Origin of the sequence: Silvania confinis, from assembly GCF_025564085.1 — a bacterium.
GTDB lineage: Bacteria > Pseudomonadota > Gammaproteobacteria > Enterobacterales > Enterobacteriaceae > Enterobacter > Enterobacter confinis.
Genome location: NZ_JAMGZJ010000078.1, coordinates 834,538 through 850,731, shown reverse-complemented (window position 1 = coordinate 850,731; position 16,194 = coordinate 834,538). Strand labels below are relative to the sequence as shown.

General features: G+C 51.9%; 21 protein-coding genes, 1 tRNA gene and 1 pseudogene. 7 read left to right on the top strand and 16 right to left on the bottom strand.

All coding sequences use genetic code 11. From position 1 onward, the window contains the following. Nucleotides 1-4: 4 nt before the first annotated feature. Together manA and M8013_RS22045 are read left to right on the top strand one after the other, a co-directional pair. A complete protein-coding gene (gene manA, locus M8013_RS22050) occupies nt 5-1,177 on the top strand; it encodes a mannose-6-phosphate isomerase (RefSeq protein ID WP_271269883.1) in 1,173 nt (390 codons plus the stop codon). A gap of 102 nt (nt 1,178-1,279) precedes the next feature. Next, entirely contained in the window at nt 1,280-2,821 is a 1,542-nt protein-coding gene (locus tag M8013_RS22045; RefSeq protein WP_271269882.1) for a YdgA family protein, read from the top strand. A gap of 41 nt (nt 2,822-2,862) precedes the next feature. On the opposite strand, the gene M8013_RS22040 is transcribed toward M8013_RS22045, so the two are convergent. Next, nucleotides 2,863-3,891, bottom strand: a complete 1,029-nt coding sequence (locus M8013_RS22040; protein ID WP_271269881.1) for a Mal regulon transcriptional regulator MalI — start codon at nt 3,889-3,891, stop codon at nt 2,863-2,865. Between the two features lie 178 nt (nt 3,892-4,069). On the opposite strand from M8013_RS22040, the gene malX reads away from it, so the two are divergent. Then, nucleotides 4,070-5,662, top strand: coding sequence for a maltose/glucose-specific PTS transporter subunit IIBC (gene malX / locus M8013_RS22035; RefSeq protein WP_271269880.1), 1,593 nt, complete (start codon nt 4,070-4,072; stop codon nt 5,660-5,662). A gap of 49 nt (nt 5,663-5,711) precedes the next feature. Continuing rightward, nucleotides 5,712-6,884 carry a MalY/PatB family protein gene (locus tag M8013_RS22030; RefSeq protein ID WP_271269879.1) on the top strand — a complete coding sequence of 391 codons (1,173 nt, stop codon included), beginning with the start codon at nt 5,712-5,714 and terminating at the stop codon, nt 6,882-6,884. 347 nt (nt 6,885-7,231) lie between these two features. Here M8013_RS22030 and M8013_RS22025 read toward each other — a convergent pair whose 3' ends face one another. From M8013_RS22025 to M8013_RS22015, 3 genes are all read right to left on the bottom strand, one after another. Next, complete coding sequence (locus tag M8013_RS22025) at nt 7,232-7,546, bottom strand: hypothetical protein (RefSeq protein WP_271269878.1); 315 nt, start codon at nt 7,544-7,546, stop codon at nt 7,232-7,234. Then, on the bottom strand, nt 7,546-7,785 hold the full coding sequence (locus M8013_RS22020; protein ID WP_271269877.1) for a hypothetical protein: 240 nt from the start codon (nt 7,783-7,785) through the stop codon (nt 7,546-7,548). The genes M8013_RS22025 and M8013_RS22020 overlap by 1 nt, the downstream gene beginning before the upstream one ends. A 91-nt stretch (nt 7,786-7,876) precedes the next feature. Then, nucleotides 7,877-8,224, bottom strand: a complete 348-nt coding sequence (locus tag M8013_RS22015; RefSeq protein WP_271269876.1) for a hypothetical protein — start codon at nt 8,222-8,224, stop codon at nt 7,877-7,879. A gap of 232 nt (nt 8,225-8,456) precedes the next feature. Between M8013_RS22015 and M8013_RS22010 the strand changes: the two genes are divergently transcribed. Together M8013_RS22010 and M8013_RS22005 are read left to right on the top strand one after the other, a co-directional pair. After that, a complete protein-coding gene (locus M8013_RS22010; RefSeq protein WP_271269875.1) occupies nt 8,457-9,638 on the top strand; it encodes an AAA family ATPase in 1,182 nt (393 codons plus the stop codon). Between the two features lies 1 nt (nt 9,639). After that, complete coding sequence (locus M8013_RS22005) at nt 9,640-10,386, top strand: HNH endonuclease family protein (protein WP_271269874.1); 747 nt, start codon at nt 9,640-9,642, stop codon at nt 10,384-10,386. A 175-nt stretch (nt 10,387-10,561) separates the two neighbouring features. Here the strand turns inward: M8013_RS22005 and M8013_RS22000 are convergent, their stop codons facing one another. Next, complete coding sequence (locus M8013_RS22000) at nt 10,562-10,927, bottom strand: hypothetical protein (RefSeq protein WP_271269873.1); 366 nt, start codon at nt 10,925-10,927, stop codon at nt 10,562-10,564. A 56-nt stretch (nt 10,928-10,983) separates the two neighbouring features. Further along, a pseudogene (locus M8013_RS21995) lies at nt 10,984-11,409 on the bottom strand (terminase small subunit); the annotation flags it as partial. A gap of 23 nt (nt 11,410-11,432) precedes the next feature. On the opposite strand from M8013_RS21995, the gene M8013_RS21990 reads away from it, so the two are divergent. Next, nucleotides 11,433-11,660: a hypothetical protein gene (locus M8013_RS21990; protein ID WP_271269872.1), complete on the top strand. Its 228-nt coding sequence runs from the start codon at nt 11,433-11,435 to the stop codon at nt 11,658-11,660. An 83-nt stretch (nt 11,661-11,743) separates the two neighbouring features. Here the strand turns inward: M8013_RS21990 and M8013_RS21985 are convergent, their stop codons facing one another. The 10 genes from M8013_RS21985 to M8013_RS21940 form a co-directional block, all read right to left on the bottom strand. Then, nucleotides 11,744-11,908, bottom strand: coding sequence for a YnfU family zinc-binding protein (locus M8013_RS21985; RefSeq protein ID WP_213079379.1), 165 nt, complete (start codon nt 11,906-11,908; stop codon nt 11,744-11,746). 176 nt (nt 11,909-12,084) lie between these two features. Beyond that, nucleotides 12,085-12,273 (bottom strand): hypothetical protein, encoded by a 189-nt coding sequence (locus M8013_RS21980; protein WP_271269871.1) that lies wholly within the window; start codon nt 12,271-12,273, stop codon nt 12,085-12,087. A 90-nt stretch (nt 12,274-12,363) separates the two neighbouring features. After that, nucleotides 12,364-12,594: a hypothetical protein gene (locus tag M8013_RS21975; RefSeq protein ID WP_271269870.1), complete on the bottom strand. Its 231-nt coding sequence runs from the start codon at nt 12,592-12,594 to the stop codon at nt 12,364-12,366. A 275-nt stretch (nt 12,595-12,869) separates the two neighbouring features. Next, nucleotides 12,870-13,328: a lysis protein gene (locus M8013_RS21970; RefSeq protein WP_271269869.1), complete on the bottom strand. Its 459-nt coding sequence runs from the start codon at nt 13,326-13,328 to the stop codon at nt 12,870-12,872. After that, nucleotides 13,318-13,815: a lysozyme gene (locus M8013_RS21965; RefSeq protein ID WP_271270180.1), complete on the bottom strand. Its 498-nt coding sequence runs from the start codon at nt 13,813-13,815 to the stop codon at nt 13,318-13,320. Before M8013_RS21965 ends, M8013_RS21970 begins: the two co-directional genes overlap by 11 nt. Nucleotides 13,816-13,821: 6 nt before the next feature. After that, nucleotides 13,822-14,052, bottom strand: coding sequence for a class II holin family protein (locus tag M8013_RS21960; RefSeq protein WP_271269868.1), 231 nt, complete (start codon nt 14,050-14,052; stop codon nt 13,822-13,824). A 172-nt stretch (nt 14,053-14,224) separates the two neighbouring features. After that, nucleotides 14,225-14,301, bottom strand: a tRNA-Arg gene (locus tag M8013_RS21955). A gap of 337 nt (nt 14,302-14,638) precedes the next feature. Next, on the bottom strand, nt 14,639-15,454 hold the full coding sequence (locus M8013_RS21950; RefSeq protein WP_271269867.1) for an antitermination protein: 816 nt from the start codon (nt 15,452-15,454) through the stop codon (nt 14,639-14,641). Continuing rightward, complete coding sequence (locus tag M8013_RS21945; RefSeq protein ID WP_271269866.1) at nt 15,451-15,591, bottom strand: YlcG family protein; 141 nt, start codon at nt 15,589-15,591, stop codon at nt 15,451-15,453. The genes M8013_RS21950 and M8013_RS21945 overlap by 4 nt, the downstream gene beginning before the upstream one ends. Further along, nucleotides 15,588-16,193, bottom strand: coding sequence for a recombination protein NinG (locus tag M8013_RS21940; RefSeq protein ID WP_271269865.1), 606 nt, complete (start codon nt 16,191-16,193; stop codon nt 15,588-15,590). The genes M8013_RS21945 and M8013_RS21940 overlap by 4 nt, the downstream gene beginning before the upstream one ends. Nucleotide 16,194 lies beyond the last annotated feature (1 nt).

Below are 16,194 nucleotides of genomic sequence, written 5' to 3'. Positions count from 1 at the left end.
GATAATGCAAAAACTCATCAACTCAGTGCAGAACTACGCCTGGGGAAGTCAAACTGCGTTAACGGATCTCTACGGTATCGCCAACCCGGATAACCTGCCGATGGCAGAGTTGTGGATGGGTGCGCATCCGAAGAGCAGCTCAAAAATTGAAGATGCCCACGGCGTACGCGCCCTGCGCGAGGTCATCGATGCCGATAAAGAGACGCTGTTAGGCAGCGCTGTCGCCCGTCGTTTTGGCGAACTGCCGTTCCTGTTTAAGGTGCTGTGCGCCGATCAACCGCTCTCTATTCAGGTGCATCCGAACAAGCAGGCCTCTGAAGAGGGCTTTGCCAAAGAGAACGCGGCCGGTATTCCGCTGGATGCCGCCGAGCGTAACTATAAAGACCCGAATCACAAACCTGAACTGGTGTTCGCCCTGACCCCGTTCCTGGCGATGAACGCCTTCCGCGAATTCTCAGAGATCGTCTCCCTGCTGCAGCCGGTTGCCGGTGCACACAGCGCGATTGCCCACTACCTCGAAAAACCCGACGCCAGCCGTCTGAGCCACCTTTTCGCCAGCCTGCTGAACATGCAGGGCGATGAAAAAGCGCGCGCACTGGGCGTGCTGAAAGCGGCGCTGAACAACCAGCAGGGCGAGCCGTGGCAGACCATTCGCGTGATTTCGGAATTTTACCCGGACGACAGCGGCCTGTTCTCCCCGCTGCTGCTGAACGTGGTGAAACTGGCCCCCGGCGAAGCGATGTTCCTGTTTGCCGAAACGCCGCATGCCTACCTGAAAGGGGTGGCGCTGGAGGTGATGGCCAACTCCGATAACGTCCTGCGCGCTGGGTTGACGCCGAAGTACATCGACATCCCGGAACTGGTCGCTAACGTGCAATTCGTGGCTAAACCGGCTGCGGAACTGCTCACTCAGCCGGTACAAAACGGCGCGGAGCTGGACTTCCCGATCCCGGTGGATGACTTTGCTTTCTCCCTGCACGCCCTCAGCAGCGCAGAAACCGTTATCGCTCAGCAGAGTGCTGCTATCCTGTTCTGCGTGGACGGCGAAGCGGTGCTGAGTAAGGGCGACGAGCGGCTGGTGTTGCAGCCTGGCGAGTCAGCCTTTATCGCCGCCAACGATTCGCCGGTTAGCGTCAGCGGCGTTGGCCGTCTGGCAAGAGTGTTCAATAAGCTCTAGTGACTTACTGATTGTTTTAACAATTATTGCTAAGCTATTGGTAACCTTATGACCTCACCGGGCGGTTTTCACCGCTCGGTTTCATTTTTATGGATAATCACGATGAAAAAATCGGTTATAGCTGCAGGCATTATTGTCGCGTTAGGCGTGGTGTGGACAGGCGCTTCCTGGTTTACCGGGAAACAACTGGAAACCCGCATGGCAGAGATGGTGGCCCAGGCAAACAGCGAAATCAAAAAATCCGGGCTCGAACTGAGCTATCAGGACTATCAGCGCGGCGTGTTCTCCAGCCATCTGCAAATGGTGGTTAAGCCGCTGGCCGGCACAGAAAGCCCGTGGCTCAAGCCGGGCGAGAGCATAATTCTCAACGAAGAGATCGATCATGGTCCGTTCCCGCTGGCCCAGCTGAAAACCTTCAACCTGATCCCGTCGATGGCCTCGGTTAAAACCACGCTGGTGAACAACGAAGCCGCGAAGCCATTGTACGATCTGGCGAAGAATGAATCGCCGTTTGTGGTCGATACCCGCATCAGCTATGCCGGTGACACCCGTTCCGATATCGCCCTGAAACCGCTGAACTACGAGAGCGGCGACGAGAAAGTGGCATTCAGCGGCGGTAACTTCCAGCTGGATGCGGATCGCGAAGGCAATGTCTTCTCCCTGAAAGGTGAAGCCGCCAGCGGTCTGGTTAACGCGGTGAACGAATACAATCAAAAGGTCCAGCTGACCTTTAATAATCTGAAAGCCGAGGGCGACAGCCATCTGACCAGCTTTGACGAGCGCATTGGCGACCAGAAGCTGACCCTCGACAAGCTGGCTATCGCCATTGAAGGCAAAGAGATGGCGGTGCTCGAAGGGATGGATCTCAACGGTAAATCCGAGGTCTCTCAGGATGGCAAGAGCATCAACAGCCAGCTGGATTACAGCATGAAAAGCCTGAAAGTGCAGAATCAGGATCTGGGCAATGGCAAGCTAACGCTGAAAGTCGGCAACATCGACGGTCAGGCATGGCACCAGTTTAGCGAAAAATACCGTGCCGACAGCCAGGCGCTGCTGGCCGACAAAGAGCTGATGACTAACAATCCGGCACTGTATCAGCAGAAAGCCATGGATGCCTTCTTTGGCAATCTGCCGCTGCTGTTGAAAGGCGAACCGGTGGTGACCATTGCGCCACTTAGCTGGAAAAACAGCAAAGGCGAAACCAACTTCAACCTGTCGCTGTTCCTGAAAGATCCGGCCACCGCCACCGGTGAAGCCCAGACTCTGTCCCAGGAAGTGGATCGCAGCGTGAAGTCTCTCGAAAGCAAGCTGACCATCCCAATGGACATGGCAACCGAGATGATGACGCAGGTCGCGAAGCTCGAGGGCTATAACGACGCTGACGCAGGTAAACTGGCCAGCCAGCAGGTGAAAGGCCTGGCGGCGATGGGGAAAATGTTCCGCATCACCACCCTCGAAGACAATGTGATTGGCGCCAGCCTGCAGTATGCGAATGGTCAGGTGACGCTCAACGGGCAGAAAATGCCGTTGGAAGAGTTTGTCGGCATGTTTGGCGTGCCAACGCTGGGAATGCCTGAACCGGCCGTTCCGGCTGAGCCTGCCGTCCCGGCAGAGCCCGCGGTACCGGTTGTCCCTCAGCAGTAAAAAACCAAACCCCTCTCCGAGGGGTTTTTTATTGCGTCAGACTATCGCCCCGCCACCAGCCTTGCCGAGACAATCTGATGCCCCGCCGGAAGATCGCTGCGTTCAATCCGCTGCATAATGCGGTCGGCCAGGGTATACCCCATCTCGCGGGCGGGCGTGGTCACCCAGGCTATCGGCAGATCGTCGAGGGCATTTTCCGGCACGTCGGCGAACGCCCCCAGTGCGACCTGATGATCGAAGAAAGCATCTACCCCGACTTCTCCACTCTGGCGTCCGGCGCGCATCAGGCCAAACCACGCCCCCATTGCAATCGCCTCGTTATAGCAGATCACCGCGCTGATGGTCGGGTTGTGGCGCAGCAGCCCCGCGATGGCTTCAGCGGCTTTTTTCTGGCTGGTGTCACACTCGACCACCCATTCGCTGTGGAAGGGTAAGCCATACTTTAGCAGCGTGGCGCAATAGCCCCCCACCCGCTCCGCACGGGTCAGGGAGGCGCTGTTGCCCCCCAGCCAGGCGATACGTTGATGGCCCCGACGAATAAGATGTTCGGTCAGCATTTGTGCAGCCTGCATGTTATCCGGGCGCAGGGTGTCGGCTTCGTCCAGATAGCTGGCGCGGGAGGCAAACACCAGCGGAACGCCGTTATCCGCGGCGCGCTCGCACAGTTCATTGCTCACACCAGAGGCTCCAGCGACGATCACCCCGTCGACCCCCTGGGACAGCAGCATGTCGAGACGCTGGAGCAGCTGATTGGCTTCACGCCCGCCGTGGAGTAAAAACACCATCCGCCCCTGTGCTTCCAGCGCTTCCGTCAAGCCGGCGGTGAGTTCAGCATAAAACGGCGACGTCAGGTCGCGGACGATCAAGCCAATTACCCCACTTTGCCCGCCGCGTAGCGCCGAGGCCTGGCGATTGCGCACAAAGCCTAATTGCTCAACCGCGTCGTTGACCCGCTGGCCGGTGGCGGAGGAGATACGCCCTTTTCCGCTCAACACCAGTGAAACGGTGCTGACCGATACACCAGCCGCCAGCGCGACGTCGTTGATGGTGATTTTTTTCGCTACAGCCATGGGTCGGCGTCACTCCTTGATAATGAGATCGGTAAAACGTTTTATCAATACGTTATCTTTATACGCTCTGCCAAAGCCTGAGAATGTGATTTAGCGCGCACTAAACTTTGATAAAACGTTTTATCTTCTCGCAGCACTGAGGCAGGTAATCTTATTTTAACATTTAAGGAGTCGTTTTATGACGGCGAAAGCAGCACAAAAAATATCACTATGGGAGTTTTTCCAGTCGCTGGGTAAGACCTTTATGCTGCCCGTAGCGCTGCTCTCCTTCTGCGGGATCATGCTCGGGATCGGCAGTTCACTCAGCAGCAACGATGTCGTTACCCTGATCCCGATGCTGGGCAACCCTGTGCTGCAGGCGATTTTCGTCTGGATGAGCAAAGTCGGCTCCTTTGCCTTTAGCTTCCTGCCGGTGATGTTCTGTATTGCTATCCCGCTGGGGCTGGCACGCGAGAACAAAGGCGTGGCGGCATTCGCCGGTTTCGTCGGCTACGCGGTGATGAACCTGGCGGTCAACTTCTGGCTGACCGCGAAAGGTATTTTACCGACCACCGACGCGGCGGTACTGAAAGCCAACAATATTCAGAGCGTACTGGGGATCCAGTCGATTGATACCGGCATCCTGGGTGCCGTGATCGCGGGCGTCATCATCTGGATGCTGCACGAGCGTTTCCACAATATCCGCCTGCCGGACGCGCTGGCCTTCTTTGGTGGCACCCGCTTTGTGCCGATCATCACCACCGTGGTGATGGGCCTGTTCGGCCTGGTGATCCCGCTGATGTGGCCGGTCTTCGCGATGGGCATTACCGGTATCGGCAATATCATTAACAGCGCGGGTGATTTTGGCCCGATGATTTTTGGTACCGGTGAACGCCTGCTGCTGCCTTTCGGCCTGCAGCACATTCTGGTGGCGCTGATCCGCTTTACGGAAGCTGGCGGCACGATGGACGTCTGCGGCAATAACGTCAGCGGTGCGCTGACCATCTTCCAGGCGCAGCTGAGCTGCCCGACCACCCACGGCTTCTCGGAGAGCGCGACCCGCTTCCTGTCGCAGGGTAAAATGCCAGCCTTCCTCGGTGGCTTACCGGGTGCGGCACTGGCGATGTACCACTGCGCACGTCCTGAAAACCGACATAAGATTAAAGGCCTGCTGATTTCCGGCGTGATCGCCTGCGTGGTTGGCGGTACCACCGAACCGATCGAGTTCCTGTTCCTGTTCGTCGCACCGGTGCTGTATCTGATCCATGCGCTGCTGACCGGTCTGGGCTTTACTACCATGGCGGTACTGGGCGTGACCATCGGTAACACCGACGGCAACGTGATCGACTTTGTGGTGTTCGGTATCCTGCACGGTCTGTCGACCAAATGGTATCTGGTGCCGGTCGTGGCCGCGATCTGGTTTGCGGTCTACTACGCCATCTTCCGCTTCGCCATCACCCGCTTTAACATTAAAACGCCGGGCCGCGATATTGACAGTGCAGCAGGCGTGGAACAGGCGGTGGCAGGCGTTACCGGCAAATCGGGTTACAACACCCCGGCGATTCTGGCCGCCCTCGGCGGCGCGGATAACATCACCACGCTGGATAACTGCATCACCCGCCTGCGCCTGTCGGTGAATGATATGTCGAAGGTCGATACCAATGCGCTGAAAGCCAACCGTGCCATCGGCGTGGTTCAGCTTAATCAGCACAATTTGCAGGTGGTGATTGGCCCGCAGGTCCAGTCGGTGAAAGATGAACTGGCCACCCTGATGCGTACCGTAGAAGCCTGACGTCTCGCCCCCTTCGCAGAAGGGGGCGTTTATTTAAAGGACCAGAAAGATGTTCGATTTTTCAACCGTTGTGGATCGCCACGGCACCTGGTGCACCCAGTGGGATTACGTCGCCGACCGCTTCGGTGCGCCCGACCTGCTGCCTTTTACTATCTCCGATATGGATTTTGCCACCGCCCCCTGCATTACCGATGCCCTGCATCAGCGCCTGGATCATGGGGTGTTTGGCTACAGCCGCTGGAAAAACGAGGAATTTCTGGCAGCGGTCGCCCACTGGTTCCAGCAGCGTTTTGCCTGCCCGATTGACACCGACTCGCTGGTGTATGGCCCGTCGGTCATCTACATGGTTTCTGAGCTGATCCGACAGTGGTCAAAACCGGGCGATGGCGTGGTGGTTCACACCCCTGCCTACGACGCGTTTTATAAAGCCATCGAGGGCAATCAGCGCCAGGTCGTCGGTGTGGCGCTGGAAAAAGACGCCGCCGGCTGGCAGTGCGACATGGCAAAACTTGAAGCCGTACTTGCACAGCCGCAAAACAGCATTCTGCTGCTGTGCAGCCCGCAAAACCCGACCGGCAAGGTCTGGACTCGCGACGAGCTGACCACCATGGCCGAGCTTTGCGAACGTCACAACGTGAAAGTCATCAGCGATGAAATTCATATGGATATGGTGTGGAGTGCGCATCAGCATACTCCGTGGAGCGCGGTAGCGCGCGGCAGTTGGGCGCTGGTTACGTCCGGCTCCAAGAGCTTTAACATTCCCGCCCTCACCGGCGCCTATGGCCTGATCAGTGATGAGCCCAGCAGAACCGCGTACCTGCATGCGCTGAAAAACCGGGATGGTTTATCGTCGCCTTCGGTGCTCGCGCTGGTCGCGCATATCGCCGCCTATCGCCAGGGCGAGCCGTGGCTGGATGCACTGCGTCAGTATCTGGAGGCCAATTTACGCTATGTCGCCGACACGCTTAATGCCGCGTTTCCAGCGCTTAACTGGCAGCCGCCGCAGGCCTCTTACCTGGCGTGGATAGACTTACGCCCACTTAATCTTGACGACAACGCCCTGCAAAAGGTGCTGATCGAGCAGCAAAAAGTGGCGATTATGCCGGGATATACATACGGCGCGGAGGGAGCGGGTTTTGTGCGTCTGAATGCCGGATGCCCGCGAGCCAAGCTCGAAGAAGGGGTACAACGGCTGATTGCCGGGATTCAGTCCTTAGTCTAAAACAGTTGCGCAACGGAATATTCCTTTGCGCAAATAGCTTTTTACCCCGATTTATTTTTATAATGGGCCGCACATTACAGTTAATGCGTTAAATATCGTTGAAAATCAAGGTTTACCATTCTATTCAATCAGTTGCATAACGCATGGTAGTAACATTATCTCGCATTAACTGACATTTCCGTGTCCCATTTTATGTCCCTGACACTCTTTTTGTCCCCAGAATGCCCCCAGATATTCCCGGTTTAGCGTAGCTCCTTCATGAAACGCTACCTCACGCTTTACCCGGAGCAAATCCCTGTGCAAAATCACTACCGATCCGTTGTAAGACTTTTGGTGCGCACCGCTTCTTACACCACCCTGTCATCATCATAAATCTGCGTGATGAAGTACGACACTCGTCCGAGTACTTCGACCTCTTCCAGCGCCACGCCCTCAATCGCTTCGCCGTCGTCGCAAATCAGTGACTGCCCCATGAGCTTTGCGAACTGCGTGCGGCCGCCGCTGAGGATTAGCAGCGCATCACCCTGCTTCGGGTGCGTAGCCGGTACGAGGATCGCGTAGCCAGCTGACGTTTCCAGGATGCGGCTATCTGGCGTCATGCAGATACTGACTGGCGTAAGGCGCTGCTCGATATAGTCGGTAGCCGGTGAAGGGAAGCCCATTAATGCACTCTCCCCATGTTGCGGAGCATCCAGTACCTGTTCTCGCTGAAATCAGGCGTCTTGTCGGTGAAGTCCGGCTGGCAGCGCTCTATCCAGGAATTGGCATCGCTCAGGGTGAAATGCCAGTGCACCTTTGCCAGCTCGCGGATGAAGTCAGATGTTCTGAGGCACTGGTAGCCTTTGGGGTTTTTCTGTATAGCGGCCACAAAAGCGGCGCGAATTTCGTATGGGCGGGGCATGATAGGCACCTCGATTACTGTTTTTATATACAGTAGTTTTAATGCAACGGGAGATCAATGCGGGGTTACCTATTAATGCTGCCGACAGAAGTTAAAGGGTGACGACAAAATACACTGCAGCGCATGCCAGCACCGGCACCAACCAGTCAAGCAGGCTGGGCAGATTCCATGCGCGCCAGTCGAAACCACCCCACCACGGCATGTTGACCCTTTTTCCACCGCCTAACTGCGCGATCCAGCGATACTCTGCCTGGGTGTGCTCGCGGGCGATAAACCACATGCAGCCTATTGCACCGCCAGTCACCCAATTATCAGAAATTAACCCAAATATTATCTGTAGAAAAACAGCAGCTATCGTGTGAAAAAAAGGTGAAAGGTCAGGCAATTTCTCTTCTCCCGCAAAAACAGACCTCAAAGTGATAAGCCAGCGCAATGTCATAGGCGATGGCTTATGCGCGATTCAAGCGTGAGTTTGCTATTAGCGTTACGATAATTTAATCCAACCTGAGAGGATGGACGCCCAGGGCGTGGTGGAGGTTACATCCTTCTGTTGGGTCCTAGTGTAAAAGTGAAAATAACGTACAAAAATTGATTCTCTATTTACAGGCATGTCTACGTTACTTAATATGTCTAAAATTCAAATCACATGCCAACCACAGAATAGGATACATATGAAGCTAACAGAATTGACTATAAATAATATTGGAGGGATAAAATCCCTAAAGATAGATTTCAAACCTGACATGAATATTATCTGTGGCCCAAATGGAGTTGGAAAGTCTACACTGTTACTTGCTGCATCATTTCCATTTTTCCAAGGAAATACGCAAAAAATAAAGAGAAACATTAACTCTCCAACAGGAGATGTCAGCTTAAAAATTCAAGATGGCGGTGCGCATTTCAATCCCGTAGCAAACATTGACAGTCAATTACCAAGTGATTTCATGCATTATTACCCTAGGGATGGGTTTGATAAAAAAAAGCTAATGAAATTTGAGACAATGCGTAATTTTGATTATCAGCACTTGGCGGCTTTAAATGCAGAATCAAAATTACTGGATGATGAGATTGCGTTACAGATTTTCACGGGGGTAAATTTATTTAACATCAAAGAGTGGTTTGCTAAACGTGTACTATTTGAAAATGTTAAAGATGGTTACAGCCTTAATGTAATAAAAAATTTACACCTTGCAATAAACTGCATATCAATACTTAATCCTGAGTATTCTTTTAGTCGAGTAGACCCAAGGACTTATGATATTTTCGTTAACACACCAACAGGTGAAATCTGGTACGAATACCTTTCCTCAGGTTTGAAATCATGCATGAGTCTGCTTCTAGGCATTATTAAAGAAATCGAACTGCGTTTTCCTGAAGATGATATATATGCACCAGAATTTGACGGAATTATACTTATAGATGAAATAGAACTTCATTTGCATCCTGAGTGGCAGGCTAGAATTATTGAGGCTCTAACGACAACATTTCCTTTGGTGCAGTTCATTGTAACCACCCATAGCCCTCACGTAGTTCAAAATGCCAAATCGCATCAGATACTAGCGCTTGTCCCTGACGAAAATGGTGCAGTTAGGATAAAAGAACTCCCTAATAACGACCTAGGTTACTCAGCCTGGACAGTAGAGGAAGTACTTCTTGATGTAATGGGCATGGAAAGCACATTAAGTAGAAAACTGCAGAACTTGTTAAGTGATTTTGAAAAACATATTGATGCTGATGAATTTAGCAAGGCTAAAGAGATATATGAATATCTGGATGTCGCTCTGCATCAAAATAATGTACTGCGTAAATCCTTAAAAATCAGTTTGATGTCTATTCGTGAAAGAGAAGAATAAGATGATTAAACTTGAAAGAAATTTCACTCCTGAATTCTTTACTCGAGAGGATCTTGATTCTCTTACTAATCAATTCAAAAAGGAGGGAACAACTGTTTGGCATCACCATGAGGTCAAGTCAGCCTGCTTAAAATTAAGTGATGGCAAATGCGCGTTTTGTGAGGTAAAACTTGAAGAGGCCAGCACCTATAATGAAGTCGAACATTTCAAAGATAAAAAAACCTTTCCTGACGACGTAATTCAGTGGGAAAATTTACTGCCGTCATGCCGCCATTGCAATGGTTCCAAACAGCGCCACAATGTTGTATTGGAACCAATAATTAACCCATGCAATGATTTACCATCCGAGCATCTATATATGCGAGGCTACAGAATTAAAGGTAAAACAACACTTGGGGAAATGACTGTCAATGTTCTAAACTTCAACCACAAAGATCATAAATTTATTCCAAGATGCAAAGCTGGTGATGTGATTGAGCGTAGTATTGACAATGCTATTGAGAAATTAGAATGGTTTATGGATAGACAAGACGTCAGGAGGAAAAACATCTTCTTGAATTATGTCGAAGCTCTTTTAGGTGAATGCCAGAAAGATTCCCCGTTTTCTGCAGTATCAGCTACTACATTGCATAATTCTGATGACTATAAGTTGCTAAAAGGTGTCATGGAAGTTCAGGGGATTTGGACTGATTATATGCAGACCTTACATGACGATTCTTTGGGTCTTATACTAGCAGAAGTCAGGTAAATACTCACATCACCATTTAAGCTAGTCAACCAAATGTCCAGTAGAATATTTGGTTGACTGAAATATGGTTTGACATTGCCTATATATATTCGATCTGAGAACCTCCTATCAACCATTAAAGAACTGTAGATGGATATAGCATTCATTTAAGGAGTTTTAGCACAACCTACTACTCTTATGCTGTGGTTATGCCAAATCTGAACGTGGCGGCTGTTGTCACTCCGTAAACCCTGAAAGTCAGTTTGCTCGCTGTTGACGCTGCGTAGTCATAAACCACCCTTATCGCCTGACCGGGATTATTTACCGGCCGGGCATCTGCGTAATTCGGCGCGCTTTTGAACCTGTTCGGGGTTAAATCCACTGTGAATGAACTGTCACCTACGGTCAGAGCAACCGTCGGACTAAGGCTGGCAATTGGCGTGTGTAAATTAAAGCTACTGTCGAGATTCGCGTCGAAGGTAATCGCATCAGCGATCTGGTTGTAAGCGTTTGGTCCTATATCCCCGACTGGTTGCTCCTGGAAATAATAGAACTTCGGCATGGCGTAATCAGGAGACTTCTGATCCTGCTCTAACTCCCCCGGCTTAACCTGCGATTACCGAGCAGTTCGAGGTTCTTAACCTTGTCAGGCCACTTAACCTTTTTGAGGATGGTTTCTGCGGTCTCCTCGTCGAAGTTCTGGATGGTCGTGCTGATGTCCAAACCGGTTAGCGAAATTCGCCAGGCTTTGGGCCATGACGTAATCGGCTTGAGGCTACCGTCGTCATTCAGTATGTCCAGTACGTCCATCTGATCGATCTCAACCAAGCGTCGCAGCACATAATCGGCATCAATCCCCACATCCTCGTTGCGCTTACTTTTGAGTTCGGCAATCCTGTTCTGGATGACAGCTTTTGACAGCAATTTTGTAGCGGTACGGTTAGCTGTTTTAGCGCTGTACCCCACACGAATCGCTGCCTGAGTGGCGTTTAAATCGATGAGGTACTCGCGACAAAACATATCCTGCTTGTCGGTGAGTGCCATTTAAATACCTTTAGGAGATGCCCATGGGCAATGTGAAAATTTATGCTGGATTGGTTGACGGCGCACTTATGCCAATCATTGAAGATAAAACCTCAGAAGAAATCGTTACCGCTTTCACAGGCGACGATACGGGCGCACCGCCAACATCTGTGACGATTGAGGTGATTACTGAAAGCGGATCCAAAGTCAGAATTTACATCCCTAACAGCTCAGCTGATGCCAGCGTTACTGTTGATGGGAAGAGAGTGTAGCCATATCGCCATTACGATGGGTCTACCCATGGTGATGGCAGAAAAAAACCGCCCGAAGGCGGTTATATTCAGCAGGTCGCATGTTATCTGTGAATGACAAACAGTGATTTGCATTGAGGGCAGAGCAACGGTAGTTCTTGCCGTACTTTTGTGGACGGGTGGTTCGAGTTATGGCCACATATCGGGCAAGCCACTGTTGTTTTGGTCGCCGCTTCAACGCGTTTAAGTGCGTAATCGAAGAATGACATAATTCTTAACCTCTCTAAGAGTGAGGTCTATCATAACACGATTGGCTACTTTTTAATCACAACCGACCACGCCTTAGCACTTAATCACCTTGTTAATAATCTGCTGCCAATTCTCGGATGTTGCCATAAGGAACTTGTTTGACACAAACCCACCCGCAGATGAGCTTTGTAATGGCTTAACCCAGCTTGGCGCGCACCAGTGCATCTTTGGCTTCGAGCAGCTTGCGGAGACCTGCTGACTTTTCAGCACCGTCCGGCAGTGATTCATCCATCAGCGTCGCAATATCGCCAATTGGTTTACTCACTTCCTGCAGATGCGCCGGGAGATGTTGATACGCAAAATACTTCATGATTGGAGATGGCATTCTTTACCCTCAGTTAGTAAAAAGCCCCGCTTTGGCGAGGCTTTTTAGCAGTAATTCTCTGCGCCATGTTGTGTTCGGCAATGCCAGAACTTACTTTAGTAACCTGTTCGCGGCTTCTACGATTTCCTGTGAAGTTAATTCCTTATCAGAGGCAACACAAAATTCAGTATGATCTCCTGTGATAGAGTGCACACCCGCAAACATAATTTTGAGATGAGCTTCTTCTCCATTCGGGTATTCACGAAGGATACTGGTCGTTCCAGGTATAACTTTTTGAATGATTACAGGCTCATTGTTGAAGAACACCAGTACATTTCTCATGGGTTTTCCTTAGCTGGAGAAAAGGCCACGCGAACGTGGCCTTTGTTTAATATCAGCTGACAGATCGTGAACCTTAGGAGCCACCAAGAAGATTCACGCTATCTGCACCGCTAATAACCCGAGCTTATGATGTTGGTAAGGCGGGGTGAACTGAGTCTACAGATTAATGAGATTTAAACAGCTTGTTATGAGAGAAGATGGTGATTCGGTTGCTCCAGTAAATAATGCTGCGTGATTAGTCTGCTACAGCAGAATATATGCCCATGAAAAAATGCTTATCGAAGGCATTGGGTAAGGATGTATTCCTGCAGAACCCTCAATGCTGACTGGTCTTGCTTAATTCCGGATCGGATACCGAGAACGTTTCGTCCAGCAACGTCAGAGAGTTCGACGGTGGCATCATGGCCCATGCCGGAGGCGCTGGCGGTATCGGTTGTGCCTGGCACTGAACACTTGCCTTTGACGAGCACCCGGCCACCATTATCAAGCTTGCGCTGCAGAGCAGCATTTTCAGCATTCGCATCTGCGAGCTCCTTTGTATATTTGGCATCAAGCGCAGCCGCGTCACGCTGACGGGTTTGCATGTCGGTGATAGTGTCGTTTGCCAGGGATAGATTATGCTCAGCGGCGTCGGCTCGCTTCGTCTCATCAATTACCTGGCCGAGCAGAAAGTGAATAACCAGCAGGGATAAAATCAGCTCGATGCCGATGATCAGCCAGGCTTTAGAGGTCATTTTTACTCTCCGCCAGGCACATAGAGCGCTCCATCTCTCGCCGGTTCTGGAGGCCCTTCCACTTCATACCACCAGCATAAACCCAGCGCCGCATCTCTTCGCACGCTCCATCGTGATCGCCTTTATTCAGCTTACGCAGCAGCGTGGACTTCGAGAACGCGTCAGACCCAACGTTAAAGACAAAGCTGTAAAGTGAGGCGCGCTGATATTCGCCCAGCGGCACCTTGACCAAATTGTCTACCGTGCGCTTTGCTGGCTGGAGGTCTTTCCACAGGAGCTGGTCACACTCGCGATCGGTATACTTCTTCACTCTCACGATATCCCGGCCCGTATGACCGTCGCAGACAGTCCACACTCCGGCGACGTCTTTATAAGCTTCGTACTTTCGCCCTTCTACTCCATCCTGCCCACCGAGAAACAGTGAAGCGATCAGCATTGCACCACCACCAGCAGCGGCGATGAGTTTGTTACGCAGGCTACCGGTCATTGGCATTTAATCATCTCCGACTTTGACTGCAGGTCCGTACTTCTCAAGCGCCTTTACCTGTGCGTTTGCAACTTTACGTTTGAAGTACCAGTTAATGAGCCCTGTAACGAGTATCCCGGCAATACCAGCCAGTACGCCGATGGCGCTCCATTCGTCAGGACTCAGTTTTGTGAGGACGCCGTTCAGGATGGTTCCTCCTGAGGTGCCGAGGGCGACTCCGGTGACAAGTTTGCTCATTCGGGACATGTCTCTCACCTCGCTGGTTCGCGGGTGCTGTGCGTATTTGGGGTCAGGCTCTCCGGATGCTTAACGACAAAGCACCTGATGGGGGTTCCGGGAGCCTGAAATAGAAAAAGGCCGCCAATTGGCAGCCTTAGAAATCATGTTAATGGGTGATAAAGCAATGCGCTGGTCCGCCATCGAGGATTCGAACCCCGAACCGCAGAGGTAGAAGCTCCGTGCTCTCTCCGGTTGAGCTAATGGCGGAAAAAAAGGCCAGCGGAACCCGCCGGCCAGGTCAAAGCAGCTGTCTCTGCGTAGTGAGCGTTTCCCCGCCCTAGTGTTGTACTTGTATCGAGAACACCATCGAATACCACCTAAAAAATAGCATCCGAACGGCAACACAGACAAAAAAGCCATCGTGTTACGCTTCAATTTTGTGACAGATGAAATACTCGCGGGTTTTCTTCGCAAACAAAAAAGCCCCACGGTGTTAACCGCAGGGCTTGTAACGAAGGCAGTAACCCATCGTTGGGATAAAATTAACACAGATTCCGGAAAAGTAAATAGCTCACGCTTGAAACGTAAGCTATTTTCGTGAGCGCTATCGCGTTATCTGTTTTAGTTGCGCCTCAGCCCACGCTTCCTCGATATCGAATTTGGTGATCAGCTGATCGTAGAAGTGTTTAACTGATTTTTCCCAGGTAGCGACAGTAATGGCATCAGTAATCTGGCACACAGCCGCATACGCCTCAGTGGAAGGGATTCGTTCATAGCCACGCCCGCTGCAGCGCTTACAGTTGGCGAATACCGGCACGCCCTGCTTGTTTGTTTCTTCTTGGGCTACGGCTTTACCGCGCCCCCGGCAATCATTACAGGCGCAGCTGACAACTTTCTTCCCTTTGCAGGCCGAGCAGAGAACACGGGCGACCTCTTTAACCTGGCGCTTAACCTCGAAATCACTCGGCGACTGCTTCAGGTCTTTCGCCCATTGTGGCAGTCGCATGGTGTAGTGAGATTTCATTGAGAACACATCAGCCTCAATGAACCCCTGCCCGGAACAGCAATCGCACTGTTTCACGCTGGCGGCGCTGCGGGAATAGTCCTCAAAGGCGAACGTGGCCAGCTGACGCATCACCAGTGGTTTAATCTCATCGCCGAGCTTGCGTAATGCGGCAACTTTGTCGCATTTGGTCAGGGCATACTCCGCCAGCAGCGCGATCGCCCTCTCCCGGTCATTTTTGCTGATACCCATTTTGCCGAGGAATGCACTGTACCCCATGGCTGCACGCTCCTGCGTCATACCCATGGCAGCCATGATATCCGTGCCGGTCAGTGAGTCTGAGGCAGTAGCGCGCGGGGAGTCGCTAATCAGCGTCGATTTGGCAAAGTGGTATTTCACCGTGTTTTCGAGGTTCATGCAGCAGCTCCTGCTATCTGTTCAATGCGAAGAAAGTTCCGAAGAATGCGGTAGTCCACCAGCACCGTTCCCGGGCGGCGGTAAATACGGAGGCGCTGCCAACGCATGCGGAGCACTTCAATCAGTTCTGGTTTCATGCAACCACCTGCTGTTTAAGTTCTTTAAGTTTTGCGCGGTACTCATCGCGGATCTGGATGTAATCGTCGCGTTTCCATTTCGGTAATTCGTGAGGGCCCATCAACACGTCAAAGCGGGCCTGCCCGATTTTGGCGATCAGAGCTAGGCGATATGCCGTCAGGTTGCCGGAGAGGTGGTTATTGCAGACCGAGCACTGCTTATGGCAGTTGTCTTCGTTAAAGCGCAGCTCCGGATTCGCGCCGGTCGTGCGAAAATGCCCCGCGTGGTACTGTCCATCGTGGTGGCGATCGCAGCTGACGCACGTTAGATGACGATCCCGGTACCGGATGAACTCGTTGAATACCTGCTGGGCCTGCTTGATGAAGTGACTGAGTGGTTTAACAGCCTGCCGGCGTTCGGCCTGCAGCGCCCGCCCTTCTTTCTCCTCTTCGCGCTGACGCTTCTTCTCGACCCGCAGAGCCTTTGCGCGGGTCTTTGCGGTCTGTTCTTTGGCAACTGCGCTGGCGCACTCATAGCTGCAGACGATCTGCCCGTTACGCATTGGGTGAAACCACTGGCGGCAGGATTTATGGGTGCATTTGCGGCGCGGTAATTTAGCCATG

What these genes read in the sequence shown, in the direction of transcription:
- M8013_RS21970 (WP_271269869.1), bottom strand. Translation starts at nt 13,328, where the DNA reads ATGACCTCTAAAGCCTGGCTGATCATCGGCATCGAGCTGATTTTATCC.
- M8013_RS22030 (WP_271269879.1), top strand. Translation starts at nt 5,712, where the DNA reads ATGTTCGATTTTTCAACCGTTGTGGATCGCCACGGCACCTGGTGCACC.
- M8013_RS22025 (WP_271269878.1), bottom strand. Translation starts at nt 7,546, where the DNA reads ATGGGCTTCCCTTCACCGGCTACCGACTATATCGAGCAGCGCCTTACG.
- M8013_RS22005 (WP_271269874.1), top strand. Translation starts at nt 9,640, where the DNA reads ATGATTAAACTTGAAAGAAATTTCACTCCTGAATTCTTTACTCGAGAG.
- M8013_RS21965 (WP_271270180.1), bottom strand. Translation starts at nt 13,815, where the DNA reads ATGACCGGTAGCCTGCGTAACAAACTCATCGCCGCTGCTGGTGGTGGT.
- malX (WP_271269880.1), top strand. Translation starts at nt 4,070, where the DNA reads ATGACGGCGAAAGCAGCACAAAAAATATCACTATGGGAGTTTTTCCAG.
- M8013_RS21980 (WP_271269871.1), bottom strand. Translation starts at nt 12,273, where the DNA reads ATGCCATCTCCAATCATGAAGTATTTTGCGTATCAACATCTCCCGGCG.
- M8013_RS22010 (WP_271269875.1), top strand. Translation starts at nt 8,457, where the DNA reads ATGAAGCTAACAGAATTGACTATAAATAATATTGGAGGGATAAAATCC.
- M8013_RS22040 (WP_271269881.1), bottom strand. Translation starts at nt 3,891, where the DNA reads ATGGCTGTAGCGAAAAAAATCACCATCAACGACGTCGCGCTGGCGGCT.
- manA (WP_271269883.1), top strand. Translation starts at nt 5, where the DNA reads ATGCAAAAACTCATCAACTCAGTGCAGAACTACGCCTGGGGAAGTCAA.
- M8013_RS21950 (WP_271269867.1), bottom strand. Translation starts at nt 15,454, where the DNA reads ATGAACCTCGAAAACACGGTGAAATACCACTTTGCCAAATCGACGCTG.
- M8013_RS22020 (WP_271269877.1), bottom strand. Translation starts at nt 7,785, where the DNA reads ATGCCCCGCCCATACGAAATTCGCGCCGCTTTTGTGGCCGCTATACAG.
- M8013_RS21940 (WP_271269865.1), bottom strand. Translation starts at nt 16,193, where the DNA reads ATGGCTAAATTACCGCGCCGCAAATGCACCCATAAATCCTGCCGCCAG.
- M8013_RS21990 (WP_271269872.1), top strand. Translation starts at nt 11,433, where the DNA reads ATGGGCAATGTGAAAATTTATGCTGGATTGGTTGACGGCGCACTTATG.
- M8013_RS22000 (WP_271269873.1), bottom strand. Translation starts at nt 10,927, where the DNA reads ATGCCGAAGTTCTATTATTTCCAGGAGCAACCAGTCGGGGATATAGGA.
- M8013_RS22015 (WP_271269876.1), bottom strand. Translation starts at nt 8,224, where the DNA reads ATGACATTGCGCTGGCTTATCACTTTGAGGTCTGTTTTTGCGGGAGAA.
- M8013_RS21975 (WP_271269870.1), bottom strand. Translation starts at nt 12,594, where the DNA reads ATGAGAAATGTACTGGTGTTCTTCAACAATGAGCCTGTAATCATTCAA.
- M8013_RS21985 (WP_213079379.1), bottom strand. Translation starts at nt 11,908, where the DNA reads ATGTCATTCTTCGATTACGCACTTAAACGCGTTGAAGCGGCGACCAAA.
- M8013_RS22045 (WP_271269882.1), top strand. Translation starts at nt 1,280, where the DNA reads ATGAAAAAATCGGTTATAGCTGCAGGCATTATTGTCGCGTTAGGCGTG.
- M8013_RS21960 (WP_271269868.1), bottom strand. Translation starts at nt 14,052, where the DNA reads ATGAGCAAACTTGTCACCGGAGTCGCCCTCGGCACCTCAGGAGGAACC.
- M8013_RS21945 (WP_271269866.1), bottom strand. Translation starts at nt 15,591, where the DNA reads ATGAAACCAGAACTGATTGAAGTGCTCCGCATGCGTTGGCAGCGCCTC.